Below are 14,903 nucleotides of genomic sequence, written 5' to 3'. Positions count from 1 at the left end.
ATTAACAGGGGGACCTCAAGCCCACTATTAGACGTTAGCCTATAACCAGAAGATATTTGTGGTTTTATGTGAGAACACTAATTTAAAGCACTCGTTTTAATCTCGCTGTACAGGCTTATGGCAATTGGGATTGACACTTTTTTGCCAACAGAATAAAAGCCAAAATCTTTACCTTTACGTAAACTTCATATATCTTGCTTAAAACTGATTATTTAGGGTGCATAAATGAGCGTTACGAACACACCACAAACGACTTACTCGATCAGTGATCTCTCAAAAGAGTTTGATATCACTACTCGTAGTATTCGTTTTTACGAAGACCAAGGTTTGCTTAAACCTAAACGCCGCGGCCAAACCCGTATTTATAGTCTCAAAGACAGAGTGCGTCTCAAGCTCATTCTTCGCGGTAAACGCTTGGGCTTTTCTTTGGCAGAAACCCGTCGCTTGTTCGAATTATACGATGCCGACAAGAGCAGCACCTCACAGCTCAATACCATGCTGGCGCTAGTGGAAGAAAAGAAATCCTCCCTACAGCAGCAAATGGACGACATTAAAGTGGTGTTGATGGAACTCAATTCCGCCGAGCAGCAGTGCCGCTTAGCCTTAGAAGATAACAAAACGGCAAAAGCCTAAATCCCAGTGATAACAAGATCAAGTCAATATGATTGGCTAGCGCATCTCAAGACGCAGGATGTTAGCACTAGGATTAAGGACAAGATTTAAAAGACTCAAGCACCTAAAAATCATAAAAACTATAAATTTAAACATCAGAGTTTAACCATCTGAAATTAGAACATCTGAAAGGACACAAGCAATGAACTCTCTCTACACAAGTCTAAATTTTGGCCTAGGCGAAGACGTCGATATGCTGCGCGATGCAGTGCAGGATTTTGCCGCGAATGAAATCGCTCCGATTGCCGCGAAAGTGGATCACGACAATGCCTTTCCCAATGAACTTTGGCCTGTGCTGGGGAGTATGGGATTGCTCGGCGTAACCGTACCCGAAGAGTACGGCGGCGCGAACATGGGCTACCTTGCCCACGTCGTGGCGATGGAAGAAATCTCCCGCGCATCCGCTTCTATCGGCCTAAGTTACGGCGCCCACTCAAACCTGTGTGTGAATCAAATCAACCGTAACGGTAATGCAGCGCAAAAAGCCAAGTACCTGCCAAAACTGGTGAGCGGTGAGCATATTGGCGCGCTGGCCATGAGTGAGCCAAACGCGGGTTCTGACGTGGTTTCGATGAAGCTGCATGCCCGTAAAGAAGGCGACCGATTCATCTTAAACGGCAACAAAATGTGGATCACTAACGGCCCCGATGCGCACACCTATGTGATTTACGCGAAAACCGACTTAACCAAAGGCGCACACGGTATTACCGCCTTTATCGTTGAGCGTGATTCGAAAGGCTTTAGCCAAGCGCAAAAACTCGACAAACTCGGCATGCGCGGCTCTAACACCTGCGAACTGGTGTTTGAAGATGTAGAAGTACCAGAAGAAAACATTTTAGGCGGCCTCAATAACGGCGTAAAAGTGCTGATGAGCGGCCTAGATTACGAGCGCGTCGTGCTTTCTGGCGGCCCGCTGGGGATCATGAACGCCTGTATGGATATCGTTGTGCCTTACATCCACGAGCGTGAGCAATTTGGCAAATCCATCGGTGAATTCCAACTAGTGCAAGGCAAGTTAGCCGACATGTACACAGGCATGAATGCCGCCAAATCCTATGTGTATGCCGTGGCAAAATCCTGCGATCGCGGTGAAACCACCCGTAAAGATGCCGCGGGCGCCATTTTGTATAGCGCAGAACTCGCCACCAAAATGGCACTGGATGCAATCCAACTGCTCGGCGGCAATGGTTATGTGAACGAATACGCCACCGGCCGCTTACTGCGTGATGCCAAACTGTATGAAATCGGCGCAGGCACCTCAGAAATTCGCCGCATGCTGATTGGCCGCGAACTGTTCAATGAGTCGAAATAACGCGAGTTCCAATAATCTCTCACAAGTGAATGGGTAGCCCCTCACTGTAATTTACAGTTTGCGCCACCCATTCGAGCAAGGTGATACCGAGTTTCCGCTTTATAAGGACAATCAAAGTGACGCAAATAAGCAGTCGTATCAACGCCCGTAGCGATGAATTTAAAGCAAAATCCGACGATATGGCCGCCCTAGTGGCCGATCTTAAAACTAAACTCAATAAAATCGAACTCGGCGGCGGCCCTGTGGCGCTGGAGCGCCATTTATCTCGCGGTAAATTACTCCCACGTCAACGGGTTGAAAAGCTGCTCGATGCAGGTTCACCCTTTTTAGAACTGTCGCAATTTGCCGCGTTTGAAGTCTACGACGAAGAAGTGCCCGCAGCGGGCATTATTGCCGGTATCGGCCGTGTGAGTGGCGTGGAATGCATGATCATCGCCAACGACGCAACAGTTAAAGGCGGCACTTACTACCCGATTACCGTCAAAAAACACCTTCGCGCCCAAGATATTGCCAGCCGTTGTCACTTGCCTTGTATTTATTTAGTCGACTCGGGCGGCGCTAACCTGCCCCGCCAAGATGAAGTGTTCCCAGACCGCGACCATTTCGGCCGTATCTTTTACAACCAAGCGCAAATGTCCGCCAAAGGTATCCCACAAATCGCTGTGGTCATGGGCTTATGTACCGCAGGTGGTGCCTACGTGCCCGCCATGGCGGATGAATCCATTATCGTAAAAGATCAAGGCACTATCTTCTTAGCGGGCCCGCCATTAGTGAAAGCGGCCACTGGCGAAGAAGTTAGCGCCGAAGAACTGGGCGGCGCCGAAGTGCACACCAAAATTTCCGGCGTGGCGGACCATTTAGCGCAAAACGATGAGCACGCGCTGGAGCTTGCCCGCCGCGCGGTATCACGCCTGAATCATCAAAAAGAAATCAAATCACTGCTGAGCCCAGTCAAGCCGCCAAGATTTGACATTAGCGAACTGTACGGCATTGTCGGCACCGATCTTAAAAAGCCCTTTGATGTCAAAGAAGTGATCGCCCGTATCGTCGATGATTCTGATTTTGATGAGTTTAAAGCCAACTACGGCGCAACCTTAGTGTGCGGTTTTGCCCGTATTCACGGTTACCCTGTCGGTATCGTCGCCAACAACGGCATTCTGTTCTCAGAGTCGGCGCAAAAAGGCGCACACTTTATTGAACTATGCTGCCAGCGCAAAATTCCGCTGCTGTTCCTGCAAAACATCACCGGCTTTATGGTGGGTAAAAAGTACGAACACGAAGGCATAGCCAAACACGGTGCCAAAATGGTAACCGCGGTGTCTTGTGCCAATGTGCCTAAATTTACTGTGATTATCGGCGGCAGCTACGGCGCGGGTAACTACGGCATGTGTGGCCGCGCGTTCGAACCGACCATGATGTGGATGTGGCCTAACGCCCGTATCTCTGTGATGGGCGGCGAGCAAGCCGCAGGCGTTCTCGCCACAGTGCGCCGCGACGGTTTAGCCCGTAAAGGTGAAGAATGGTCACTTGAGGATGAAAAAGCCTTTAAAGCGCCGATTGTCGCCCAGTACGATAAAGAAGGTCATCCGTATCATGCCAGCGCCCGTTTATGGGATGACGGCATTATTGACCCAGCGCAAACCCGCGATGTGGTCGGCCTTGCCCTATCGGCGGCATTAAATGCTCCTATCGAAGACACCCGTTTTGGTGTGTTCCGTATGTAAAAGGCACATGTGAAAAACATATGCCACACAAGAAGATAGGGGAAATAATAATGACAGACACATTAAACAGCACTAGCGGCACAAAGGATTTAAGCAACTTACAGCACGTCACTTATGCGCTCAATAACGGCGTTGCCGAGCTTATTCTTGACCGAGCAGAAGTACACAACGCCTTCGATGAAGTGATGATTAGCGAAATGATTAGCGTCCTTAGCTATTTTGCTGAGCACAAGCAATGCCAAGTGCTGGTGCTCAAAGCGAACGGCAAAAACTTCAGCGCCGGCGCCGATCTCAATTGGATGCGCAAACAAGCCAAAATGGACTTTGAGCAAAATCTAAATGATGCCAAAGCCTTAGCAAAACTGATGCAGGATTTAGATACCTTTCCTAAGCCCACCATTGCATTAGTGCAAGGCGCAGCCTTTGGCGGCGCACTGGGATTAATTTGCGCCTGCGATATCGCTATCGCAACGACGCGCGCCAGTTTTTGCTTGAGCGAAGTGAAACTCGGATTAATTCCTGCGGTGATAAGCCCTTACGTTGCCCGCGCTATGGGTAACCGCGCATCGCGCCGCTACATGTTAACGGCTGAGCGTTTTAGTGCAGAAACCGCATTAAAGCTTAACGTCATTCATGAGATCAGCGATGACTTAGACGCCGCCGCAAAGCCTATGATTGACGCGCTGCTGGCCAATAGCCCGCAAGGCATGGCGTGGGTAAAAACACTGCTGTCGCATCTTGAAGCTGGCGTGATAGACCAAAACACCATTGATTACACTAGCGAGCGTATCGCCCGCATTCGGGTATCAACCGAGGGCCAAGAAGGCTTAAACGCCTTTTTTGAGAAACGTCTGCCTAACTGGCAACAAGCGCTCTCAACTCCCCCCACGCAAAAGCCAAGTGATACCCAAGGAGCCCTTTGATGTTAACCAAGCAAATGTTTACCAAGCTATTGATTGCTAACCGCGGTGAAATCGCCTGTCGCATCATCAAAACCGCCCATGCCATGGGCGTTCGCACCGTTGCCCTATATTCCGATGCCGATAAAGAAGCACGCCATGTCGCCATGGCCGACGAATCCTTCTATCTAGGCGGCAGTGCGCCGGCAGACTCCTATTTAAAGGGCGATTTGATTATCGATATCGCTAAAAAAGCCGGCGCCCAAGCCATTCATCCAGGTTATGGTTTCTTATCTGAAAACGCCGACTTTGCCCGTAAATGTGAAGCAGCAGGCATCGCATTTGTTGGCCCAGGCAGTGATGCTATCGATGCCATGGGCAGCAAAAGCGCCGCCAAATCTATTATGACAGCGGCAAACGTGCCCTTAGTGCCGGGTTACCACGGCGATGACCAAACCGATGCGACCTTAAAAGCTGAGGCACTGAAAATCGGCTTCCCTATGCTGATTAAAGCGGCTTATGGCGGCGGCGGTAAAGGCATGCGTATCGTCGAGAATGAAGGCGAAATCATGGAAGCCGTTAACTCGGCGCGTCGTGAAGCGGCCTCTTCTTTTGGTAACGACAAGTTATTGATGGAACGTTATTTACGCCAGCCGCGCCACGTCGAAGTACAAGTGTTTGCCGACACCTTTGGCAACGCAATTTACTTATCGGATCGCGATTGCTCGATTCAACGTCGCCACCAAAAAGTGGTCGAAGAGGCGCCGGCACCGGGCTTAAGCGATGCACTGCGCGCCCAAATGGGTGATGCGGCCGTCGCGGCTGCCAAAGCCATCGATTATGTTGGCGCGGGGACGGTAGAGTTTCTGTTAGATACGGACAATAGCTTCTATTTCATGGAGATGAACACCCGTCTACAGGTTGAGCATCCCGTCACCGAAATGGTCACAGGCCAAGATTTAGTGAAATGGCAATTACTGGTCGCCAGCGGTCAGCCACTACCTCTTAAGCAAGATGAAGTGCGTATTCACGGCCATTCCTTTGAAGTGCGTATCTACGCCGAAGATCCGCAAAATGAGTTTTTACCCGCCAGCGGTAAGCTCAACTTTTTGCGTGAACCTGAGCAAAGTAAGTTTGTGCGTATCGATTCGGGTATTCGTGAAAACGATGTGATCAGTAACTTCTACGATCCTATGATTGCCAAGCTTATTGTTTGGGATGAATCGCGCCCGCGCGCCCTGCAACGTTTAGTGCATGCCTTAGAGTCGTATCAAATCAGCGGTCTTAAGCACAACATTGAGTTTTTGGCGAACATTGCCGAGCACCCAGCGTTTGCCAATGCCGACTTTAGCACTGACTTTATTGGCCGTTATGGCGACACCTTAATTGGTACAGCTTCAAGTGAAGCCGACACTGCGCTTGCCTTTGCCGCGCTGTATCAAGTGCTTGCCCGTAAAGAAGCCGCCAAAGCGCAAGCTGTCAACAGCGCCGATCCTTACTCACCTTGGGGTCAAGTGAGCGGCTTTAGACTCAACAGTTGTAGCCAACACAATATTGCCCTGCTCGATGACGCCCATGAATTACAGCAGTTGGTGATGCTCGATTTAGGCGGCATGTATCAGTTGCCACTGCACGGCCAAGATTGGTTGCTCAATGGCGAACTGAAACAAGACTTACTGCTCGCCGAAATCAACGGCCATAAGAGTAAAGTGCCGGTTAGCGCACAAGGTGATGACTTTACGCTATTTTTATCCTCTGGCAGTTACCACTTCAAAGCAGTGCAAACCTTAGTGGTCGAAGAACAAGCCAGCAATGCTGACAAGTTAAAAGCGCCCATGAACGGTACGGTAGTGACCCATTTAGTCGATGTCGGCGCACAAGTTAAAGCGGGCCAAGGTTTATTGGTGATGGAAGCCATGAAAATGGAATACACCATCGAAGCGCCCTTTGATGGCACTGTCACTGAATTCTACTTTAAGGCCGGCGAGCTTGTAACCGATGGTACAACCTTGCTCAATGTTGAGCCGCTAGAGCCATTATTAGCATCTGACGACGAGCAAACAGCGAGCAAGGAAGCTTAAGATGTCTTGGAAAACGAGTGATAGCAGCAAACAAACAAGTTGGGGTAAAAAACCTCAAAGTGACAGCGTGAGCATTTTTGAGATGGGCGCACGCGACGGCCTGCAAAACGAAGTCGCTGTGCCGACGGTAGCTAAAATCGCCTTGATTGAATCGCTGGCAGATGCAGGGCTTAAGCGCATCGAAGCGGGCAGTTTTGTGTCACCTAAATGGGTGCCACAAATGGCCGATTCTGCCGATGTGCTCAAGCAAATACAGCGTCAAAGCGGCGTGGTGTATAGCGCGCTCACGCCAAACGTCAAAGGCTTTGAACTGGCACTGGATGCAAACGCTTCCGAAGTAGCGATATTTGGCGCCGCTTCACAAAGCTTTAGTCAGCGCAATATCAACTGCTCGATTGAAGAGTCGATTGAACGCTTTATCCCTTTGATGGAATTAGCAAAAGCGCACAATATTCCAGTGCGCGGCTATGTGTCCTGCGTGCTCGGCTGCCCCTACGAAGGTGAGATAGCGGTCAGTGAAGTGACTCGCGTGTCTGAAATCCTTTACAAAATGGGCTGTTACGAAATATCGCTCGGTGACACTATCGGTATCGGCACGCCGCAAAAAGCCCGTAGAATGCTGCAAACTGTGGCTGAACGTGTGCCTATGGAAAAACTGGCGCTACACTTTCACGACACCTATGGCCAAGCACTCGCTAACATTTTGGCCTGCTTAGACTTAGGTGTGCAGGTGTTTGACTCCTCGGTTGCAGGTCTTGGCGGCTGTCCCTATGCCAAAGGCGCATCGGGCAATCTTGCCACCGAAGACTTAGTGTATATGCTGCACGGCATGGGATTAGAGACAGGTATCGATCTCAACAAGCTAGCGTTGGCAGGGCAAGCTATCAGCACACAGCTGAATCGCAACAACGGTTCGAAAGTGGCCACGGCCCTGTTAGCAAAATAGAACAACAATAATTAACGACACCAACAACCGTTATTAAAAACGCGTGTTATTTCCCGCGCGTTTTATACAGCATAAAAGGACATCACAATGGCAGGACTCAATAAAGTAGTCAGCAGCTATGAAGAAGCGTTAAATGGCTTATCAAACGACATGACCATTATGGTCGGCGGCTTTGGCCTATGCGGCATTCCAGAAGGCTTAATCAATCAAATGGTTAAGATGGGCGTTAACGGCTTAACGGCGATTTCAAACAACGCTGGCGTTGACGATTTCGGCCTTGGCTTACTATTAAAACATCGCCAAATCGCCACTATGATCGCCTCTTACGTGGGTGAAAACGCCACTTTCGAGCAGCAAATGCTCTCTGGCGAACTGAACGTGATTTTAACGCCCCAAGGCACGCTGGCGGAAAAAATCCGCGCAGGCGGCGCAGGTATTCCGGCATTTTTCACCGCTACAGGCTACGGCACGCCGGTAGCTGATGGCAAGGAAACCCGCGAAATCAAAGGTCGCCATTACGTGTTAGAAGAGTCGCTGACCGCAGATTTTGCCTTAGTGCGCGCATGGAAAGCCGATACCATGGGTAATTTGGTATTCCGTAAAACCGCCGCCAACTTTAACCCTATGATGGCGACCGCGGGCAAAATCACTGTGGTTGAAGCCGAGTTTATTGTTGAGCCAGGCGAGCTAGACCCAGATCATATCCACACGCCGGGCATCTATGTTGACCGCGTTATTCAAGGCACGTTCGAGAAACGTATCGAGCAACGCACGGTAAAAGCCGCGAAATAAAAGGCGCAGGCAAAAACCTTGAAACACAGTTAACGCAATTGGCACTTAGCTCCCTAAAGTAAAAAACTAAAGGTAAAAGCCTAAGAGTAAAGACCAAAGCGTCAAAGCCAAATAGAAAGGATAGATATCATGGCATTATCAAGAGAACAACTGGCTCAGCGCGTCGCCAAAGAATTAAAAGACGGCTACTACGTCAACCTCGGCATTGGCATTCCAACACTGGTGGCCAACTACATTCCCGAAGGCATGGAAGTCATGCTGCAATCGGAAAACGGCCTACTCGGCATGGGTGAATTCCCCACCGAAGACACCATAGATCCCGATTTAATCAACGCGGGTAAACAAACCGTTACCGCAGTCAAAGGCGCCTCGTTTTTCTCATCGGCGGAAAGCTTTGCCATGATCCGTGGCGGCCATGTGGATTTAACCGTACTCGGCGCCTTTGAAGTCGATGTGAACGGCTCTATCGCCTCATGGATGATCCCCGGCAAGCTTATTAAGGGCATGGGCGGCGCAATGGATTTAGTCGCCGGCGCCGAAAACATTATTGTGACTATGATGCACGCCGATAAATACGGTAATTCTAAGCTGCTGCCCGTATGCGAATTGCCACTAACTGGTTACGGCTGCATTAAACGCGTCGTCACAGATTTAGCCTTTATCGAAATCAAAGATGGCGCATTCCATTTACTCGAGCGCGCACCAGGTGTCAGCGTAGAAGAAATCGTCAGCAAAACCGCTGGCAAGTTAATCGTGCCAGAGCATGTACCAGAGATGACATTTTAAGCTCTTAACTTGCATCTTGTTGTCCGTTTTGCTGACCTAAGCCTAGAGAGTGTCTCTAGGCTTTTTTATGTTAATCAAGCGACTCGGTATTAAACATCACCCTCAGCTAATACTTAACTTTCAATATCTAAATCATCCTGTTAGGGTAATGTGTTTAGATTGCGCCATAACGACAAACACCTTGTTAACTCTCAGATAAACTGACTAATTGCCCAAAGGAAATATTTCTATGGATTGGTTGATTATTGCACTCGCTGGTTTTTTAGGTGGCATGCTCAATGCCGTAGCAGGCGGTGGCAGCTTTATTACGCTTTTAGCATTAGTGTTCGTTGGTGTGCCGCCAATTGCGGCCAATGCCACGGGGACCGCAGCGCTATTACCCGGTTATATCGCTAGTGCTTGGCGCTTTAGAAAAGATATCGAATATCCGGCCAGCCTTAGCCTTAAAAATCTGATATTGATTGCCCTTATCGGCGGCAGTATTGGCGCGGGTATTTTATTAACCACCAGCGAGCAAGTGTTCGCAACACTGATCCCTTGGCTAATTTTACTGGCCACTGCAGCCTTTATTATTGGCCCTTGGCTAATCAAGAAAAGAATGGCATTGCAAGGCATGAATACCTCTTCTACGCCGACATTACGCCCAATAACAACGCTTTTAATGCTGGCCACTGTGTGTATTTATGGTGGTTATTTTAATGGCGGCTTAGGCATTATCTTACTCGCCAGCTTTGGGCTAATGGGTCAAACCAATTTACATGGGATGAACGGACTTAAAAATTTAATATCTGCCCTCCTCACCGCTATTGCTGTAGTGATTTATGCATTGGGTAATGTCATCGATGGACAATATCTGTTGCTGCTTGCCGTTATGGCAATTATCGGGGGTTATGTGGGCGCAGTGCTGGCTTATCGTATTTCACAACCTTTACTGCGCGGCTTTATTGTCATCGTAGGTTTAGCGATGGCGTTAGGTTTTTTTATGCGTTAGGCTTTTTGTACGTGAGCCACTATGCCGATAAACTGCGCGTATGTTACCGGTTTATTTATTACCCTGCCCTAGCATTTAGGAAAGCACGGTTACTAAAGGATAGCTATGAAACGGATCACCTTAAGTCTTGCCCTGTGCCTTTTTACGTTCTCAGCAGCGATTTACGCTGAAGTCACTCGCGCTGCAACCCTTAACGTCAAAACAGAAGCGGAAAATATCCAGATAAAAACCATAGCCCAAGGGTTAGAAAATGTCTGGGGTATGGCATTTTTACCCGACGGCAGCATGCTGGTGACTGAACGTGCTGGCAGAATGCGCATTGTCAGCACCGCAGGCAAAGTGGGTGAACCCTTAACGGGTTTACCGCCGATGTATGCCAAGGGTCAAGGTGGTTTACTTGATGTGGTACTTGCGCCAGATTTTGCCAGTAGCAAAAAAATCTATTTCAGTTATTCAGAACCCGCTGAAGGTGATGCAAGCTCTCTCAATAGCACAGCGGTCAGTTTTGCCACGCTCAATGGTAACAAACTTGAAAATCTCACCCGCGTTTTTAGCCAGCAACCCAAAATAGATAGCAGCCACCATTTTGGATCTCGTTTAGTGTGGGCACCTGACGGTACGCTGTTTATCACGCTTGGCGACCGCTACAGCGAAAAAGATAAAGCCCAAACATTAGATAATCATTTAGGCAAAGTCGTGCGGATTAATGCCGACGGCTCTGTGCCTCAGAATAACCCCTTCGTCAATATGGCTGGCGCTTTGCCAGAGATCTGGTCGATTGGTCACCGTAATATCCAAGGCGCAGCCATTAATCCTATCAGTAAAGTATTATGGACTGGCGAGCATGGCCCGCAGGGCGGCGATGAACTCAATATCGACCAAGCGGCCAAAAACTATGGTTGGCCTGTGATTACCTATGGTGAGAATTATGGCGGCGGTAAAATTGGCGAAGGAACCCACAAAACGGGAATGGAGCAACCTGTCTATAAATGGGTACCTTCCATTGCCACCGCGGGCTTTATGTTTTACACAGGTGATAAATTTCCACAGTGGCAAAATAATATTTTACTCGCCAGCCTAAAAGAAAAAACACTGGTGCGTTTAGTGCTTGATGGTGACAAGATAATTAAAGAAGAGCGCCTGCTAAAAATCGAACTGGGGCAAAGATTACGCACAGTCGTGCAAGGGCCAGATGGACTAATTTATCTTGTGACCGATGAAGCGAAATCAAAAATCTATCAGATCTCACCGCAGCAATCTTAAGTACTATCTTTAATAACAGCGCTTTGCCCACAGTAATAGGCTCAATCAAAAGTTTAAGCGACAAATAGCATAAAGAGCATTCTTAAGGAATGCTCTTTATGGTCAGCTTACGGTTGTTAGCTTGGCACTAAATCCCAGCCTTTATTCGTTTACCACGCACATCCCCTGCTCTGTTTTTACATAGGGTGACAAAATGGGCATCATGCCTTTCATCACTTGTAAGGGTAGAGCAGAGGTAAAGCTAAAGTCATCGGATTTACTGCCAGGAACAAAAGCCGTCAACGTACCAAAGTATCTATCACCAAGATAAAACACGAAAGTCGCAGTACGGTTCACAGCCGTAGTTGCTACTCTTTTGCCTTGCTGCATTTGAGTCACAATACGGTTATCACCGGTGCCGGTTTTACCGCCGATAGGTAGCATGCCGCCTTGCTCATCGGTAAAAATACCCTTCAAACGCCTCGCTGTACCATTTTGCACTACGTTGGCTAACGCAGCTTTTAAGGCTTCTGCTACTTCATGGCGCATCACCCGCTCACCTTGGGTATTCTGGTTATCCAATGTCACTTCGTAAGGCGTATTTGCCGCAAAATGCAGCTGATTAATCCGCACTGTCGGTAAACGGTAACCGTCATTTTGAATAATGCCCATCAGCTCAGCTAAGGCTGCGGGTCTATCGCCCGAACTGCCAAGCGCAGAGCCTAAAGATGGCACCATAGAATCAAATGGATAACCTAAACGCGCCCAACGCTGATGTATGTCAAGGAAGGCTTCTACTTCGAGCATCACTTTTACTCGTACATCACGGGCGTTTTTATGGCGCGTTCTAAACAGCCAACGGTAAACTTCTTGGCGCTGCGCTTCACTCGCCTGTTTGACATCACTTAAGATGGCATCGGGATTATGGTTTAAATAATCGAGCACCCACAGTTCTAATGGATGCACCCGCGCGATATAACCTTGATCGGGAAGATTAAATTTATCCGGACCGTATTTGTTGTATAACTCCTTAATACGTCGATCGGTATAGCTCACTCGAGGTATTCTTTGCTGTATAAATGCTTTATATGCCGAGATAGGCTCATCGGGCAATAAATAGCGATACGCCGCAGTTAATTGTTGCTCCGACTGAGATTGGCCATCAAAAAACATAGCAAAACGCTCATTGGCGGCGACTTTTTTATACTTACGATAAAACTTAGTCACAAACGTATTGCCTTCGCGGTCGGCAAATATTCGCAAATATTCGTCACGGCGCGGATCTTTATCACTGCGCAGTAACTGGGCCATATTGCCCTCGTTTTGCATACTACTGCTGTAGTTGACTATGTCACGCATCAACCTTACAAAGGGCAAGTTAATCGAATCCTGCAGGGCTTGATAGAGTGTCGGAGTTTTCAGATCTTCCGTTTTCTTAAAGTTATTAAACACATGTAAACCACCACCAGTGAAGAATTGCTCACTGGCTGAGGCTGAATATTCACGCTGCAGCGCCGCATCTAGCATGTGATCTAAGCGCCTGCCGGGGTTTACAATCAAGTAATCAATCGCCCAACGGGTTAAGTGATCCCGCGGCTCGATAATGATCGATTCCAATTCAATGCCGTGTTTCTTAGAATATTTATCGTAGATCTCAGCGATAATTTCTAAATACGTTGCCATCACCCGTAATTTAGCGGTTGAACCTAGCTCTAGCTTACTGCCCTCATTGATATCAAAGGGTTGATCGGTACTATCAGTTTGCACCCGAACCCGATTGGCGGTATCGGTTCGCTCATAAAGCGTAAAACTATAAAGTACATTTTGTAACTGGCTTGGCTCAAGTAAACGCTCACCTAATAGTCCGACTTGCTCCGCTGCAGATACTTGTGCAAGGCTGCGTAAGTAATTGCTCACTTGTTGCTGCAAGTCACTGTGTAAACTACTTTTTACCGTTAAATCGAGCCGGTCTAAATCGTACAATCCCACGTTTAGCATACCCGCGGTGCGAATGCGTACTGTGTTCACACCTTTATCGGCACCTGATTGAATATTGCGCTGTGGTTTAACGACTTTAAAATGCAATTTCTGCGCGAGTGCGGCATCACGCAAACCACGATCAATGAGATAATACTGGCCAAGTAAACGAATATGGCTATCGACTAAATTCTCAAGATCTTCATGGCCTTGCAATAAATAATACGACGGACGACGCTGGGCGATCATCAAAGCAACCACTTGACGAAATACCTGACCACGTTTAGCCGCATTGCCCTTGATCTGTGGTGAGGATAACAATTGGTTGGCTGTATCGAAATCGGTGCCAAACCAAGCCCATAAGCCATCGCCAATACCATGAACTTCACCATGATTGGGCGCCGAAGAGAGCGGCACTGTATTTAGATAATCTTGCACAATGCGCTTACGTGCAGGCTCAGTATTTTCACTGTGCTGGTAAACGCGCACACTGGCTGAGCCAATTTGCAGTAACTTATCCTTAATACTTAAGGTTAAACCTTGGGAAGAATGACGGAATTTCTCAATCTGCGTTGCTAGCGTACTACCACCAGCAGTAGAAACATTCATACCAACCATTTCAGCAATTTGGCTCATCCCTGCTACTACAAAACGTGGCCAATCAATCACAGGGTTAAGTTTAGCTTCCGTAGTCCACAGCTCACGGTTTTCAATAAACAATAAGGTATTGACGATTTCATTGGGGATTTTATCACTGTCCTGATAAACCCGTTTGGGATAAGCAAACTCGTACAAATCAGTATTACGACAATCGAGTAGCGTGAGCCCTGATTGCGCTTTTTCATGATATGGAGGGAAAAAACCTAATTTGGCATATTGCTGCAACGCAGGCGAAAACGCCACCTGTTGCGTTACCTGAAAATTACGCTGCAATAACCTGTCGATATAAAACGGTAATTTACTATAACCATGGCGTTCATCAAAAGGCCCATAACTAGGATAAATAACCGCTTGGCTTGGCGCATTATCTAAATCGTAGGTGAGCGTTTTGGCATATTGATTAATGTATTTTGCTTGATAATAGGAGGTTTTAACTTCAAGCCCAATCAGCAGCGCAGCGCAGCAAATAAGAATAAAAAATAAGAACCACACTCGCCCCTTTGATCTGGCTTTACGCGCTGGTTTTTCTTTAACCTTGGGCTCTGGTTCGGGTGGACGAGGACGATAATTTTCGAACTTCATCTCTGACGTGGAATTAGGCAAAACAGCTCCAAAAAAATACTAAAATAAACATCTTTCATGCAACTCAGCAAATCCGTTGCCACTCAATAAGGCAATATATCAAACTCATTTAGCCTTATATCAAACTCATTTAGCCTTCATGATCCATTTTGTATCGACGGTTTTGTATTCACGACATCTATTGAGCGGTAAAAAGCGATGTCTATTGCTTAAAACAACCAATAACGCATGCCCATATT

11 protein-coding genes are annotated in these 14,903 nt (G+C 47.8%); 10 read left to right on the top strand and 1 reads right to left on the bottom strand.

The features are described from left to right. Positions 1-225: 225 nt before the first annotated feature. From ACRN9H_RS02450 to ACRN9H_RS02405, 10 genes are all read left to right on the top strand, one after another. Complete coding sequence (locus ACRN9H_RS02450) at positions 226-633, top strand: MerR family transcriptional regulator (RefSeq protein ID WP_432312312.1); 408 nt, start codon at positions 226-228, stop codon at positions 631-633. Positions 634-814: 181 nt separating this feature from the next. Further along, positions 815-1,984, top strand: a complete 1,170-nt coding sequence (locus ACRN9H_RS02445; protein WP_432312311.1) for an isovaleryl-CoA dehydrogenase — start codon at positions 815-817, stop codon at positions 1,982-1,984. A gap of 116 nt (positions 1,985-2,100) precedes the next feature. Continuing rightward, complete coding sequence (locus ACRN9H_RS02440; protein WP_071939611.1) at positions 2,101-3,708, top strand: carboxyl transferase domain-containing protein; 1,608 nt, start codon at positions 2,101-2,103, stop codon at positions 3,706-3,708. A 50-nt stretch (positions 3,709-3,758) separates the two neighbouring features. Further along, the gene (locus tag ACRN9H_RS02435) at positions 3,759-4,631 is read left to right on the top strand and encodes an enoyl-CoA hydratase-related protein (protein WP_432312310.1); all 873 of its coding nucleotides are present in this window, start codon (positions 3,759-3,761) and stop codon (positions 4,629-4,631) included. Beyond that, complete coding sequence (locus ACRN9H_RS02430; RefSeq protein WP_432312309.1) at positions 4,631-6,688, top strand: acetyl/propionyl/methylcrotonyl-CoA carboxylase subunit alpha; 2,058 nt, start codon at positions 4,631-4,633, stop codon at positions 6,686-6,688. Before ACRN9H_RS02435 ends, ACRN9H_RS02430 begins: the two co-directional genes overlap by 1 nt. Before the next feature lies 1 nt (position 6,689). Beyond that, positions 6,690-7,634 (top strand): hydroxymethylglutaryl-CoA lyase, encoded by a 945-nt coding sequence (locus ACRN9H_RS02425; RefSeq protein ID WP_432312308.1) that lies wholly within the window; start codon positions 6,690-6,692, stop codon positions 7,632-7,634. Positions 7,635-7,721: 87 nt separating this feature from the next. Further along, a complete protein-coding gene (locus ACRN9H_RS02420; protein WP_006082324.1) occupies positions 7,722-8,426 on the top strand; it encodes a CoA transferase subunit A in 705 nt (234 codons plus the stop codon). 129 nt (positions 8,427-8,555) lie between these two features. Then, entirely contained in the window at positions 8,556-9,212 is a 657-nt protein-coding gene (locus ACRN9H_RS02415; protein ID WP_432312307.1) for a CoA transferase subunit B, read from the top strand. A 229-nt stretch (positions 9,213-9,441) separates the two neighbouring features. Next, positions 9,442-10,203, top strand: coding sequence for a sulfite exporter TauE/SafE family protein (locus tag ACRN9H_RS02410; RefSeq protein WP_432312306.1), 762 nt, complete (start codon positions 9,442-9,444; stop codon positions 10,201-10,203). Positions 10,204-10,308: 105 nt separating this feature from the next. Beyond that, positions 10,309-11,466 carry a PQQ-dependent sugar dehydrogenase gene (locus ACRN9H_RS02405; protein ID WP_432312305.1) on the top strand — a complete coding sequence of 386 codons (1,158 nt, stop codon included), beginning with the start codon at positions 10,309-10,311 and terminating at the stop codon, positions 11,464-11,466. A gap of 141 nt (positions 11,467-11,607) precedes the next feature. On the opposite strand, the gene ACRN9H_RS02400 is transcribed toward ACRN9H_RS02405, so the two are convergent. Further along, positions 11,608-14,685, bottom strand: a complete 3,078-nt coding sequence (locus ACRN9H_RS02400) for a transglycosylase domain-containing protein (protein WP_432312304.1) — start codon at positions 14,683-14,685, stop codon at positions 11,608-11,610. Between the last annotated feature and the right edge of the window lie 218 nt (positions 14,686-14,903).

Origin of the sequence: Shewanella sp. MF08487, assembly GCF_050848685.1 — a bacterium.
In the GTDB taxonomy this organism is placed as follows: domain Bacteria; phylum Pseudomonadota; class Gammaproteobacteria; order Enterobacterales; family Shewanellaceae; genus Shewanella; species Shewanella glacialipiscicola.
Note: the sequence above shows the minus strand (reverse complement) of the source record. Positions and strands in the feature narration are given on the sequence as shown.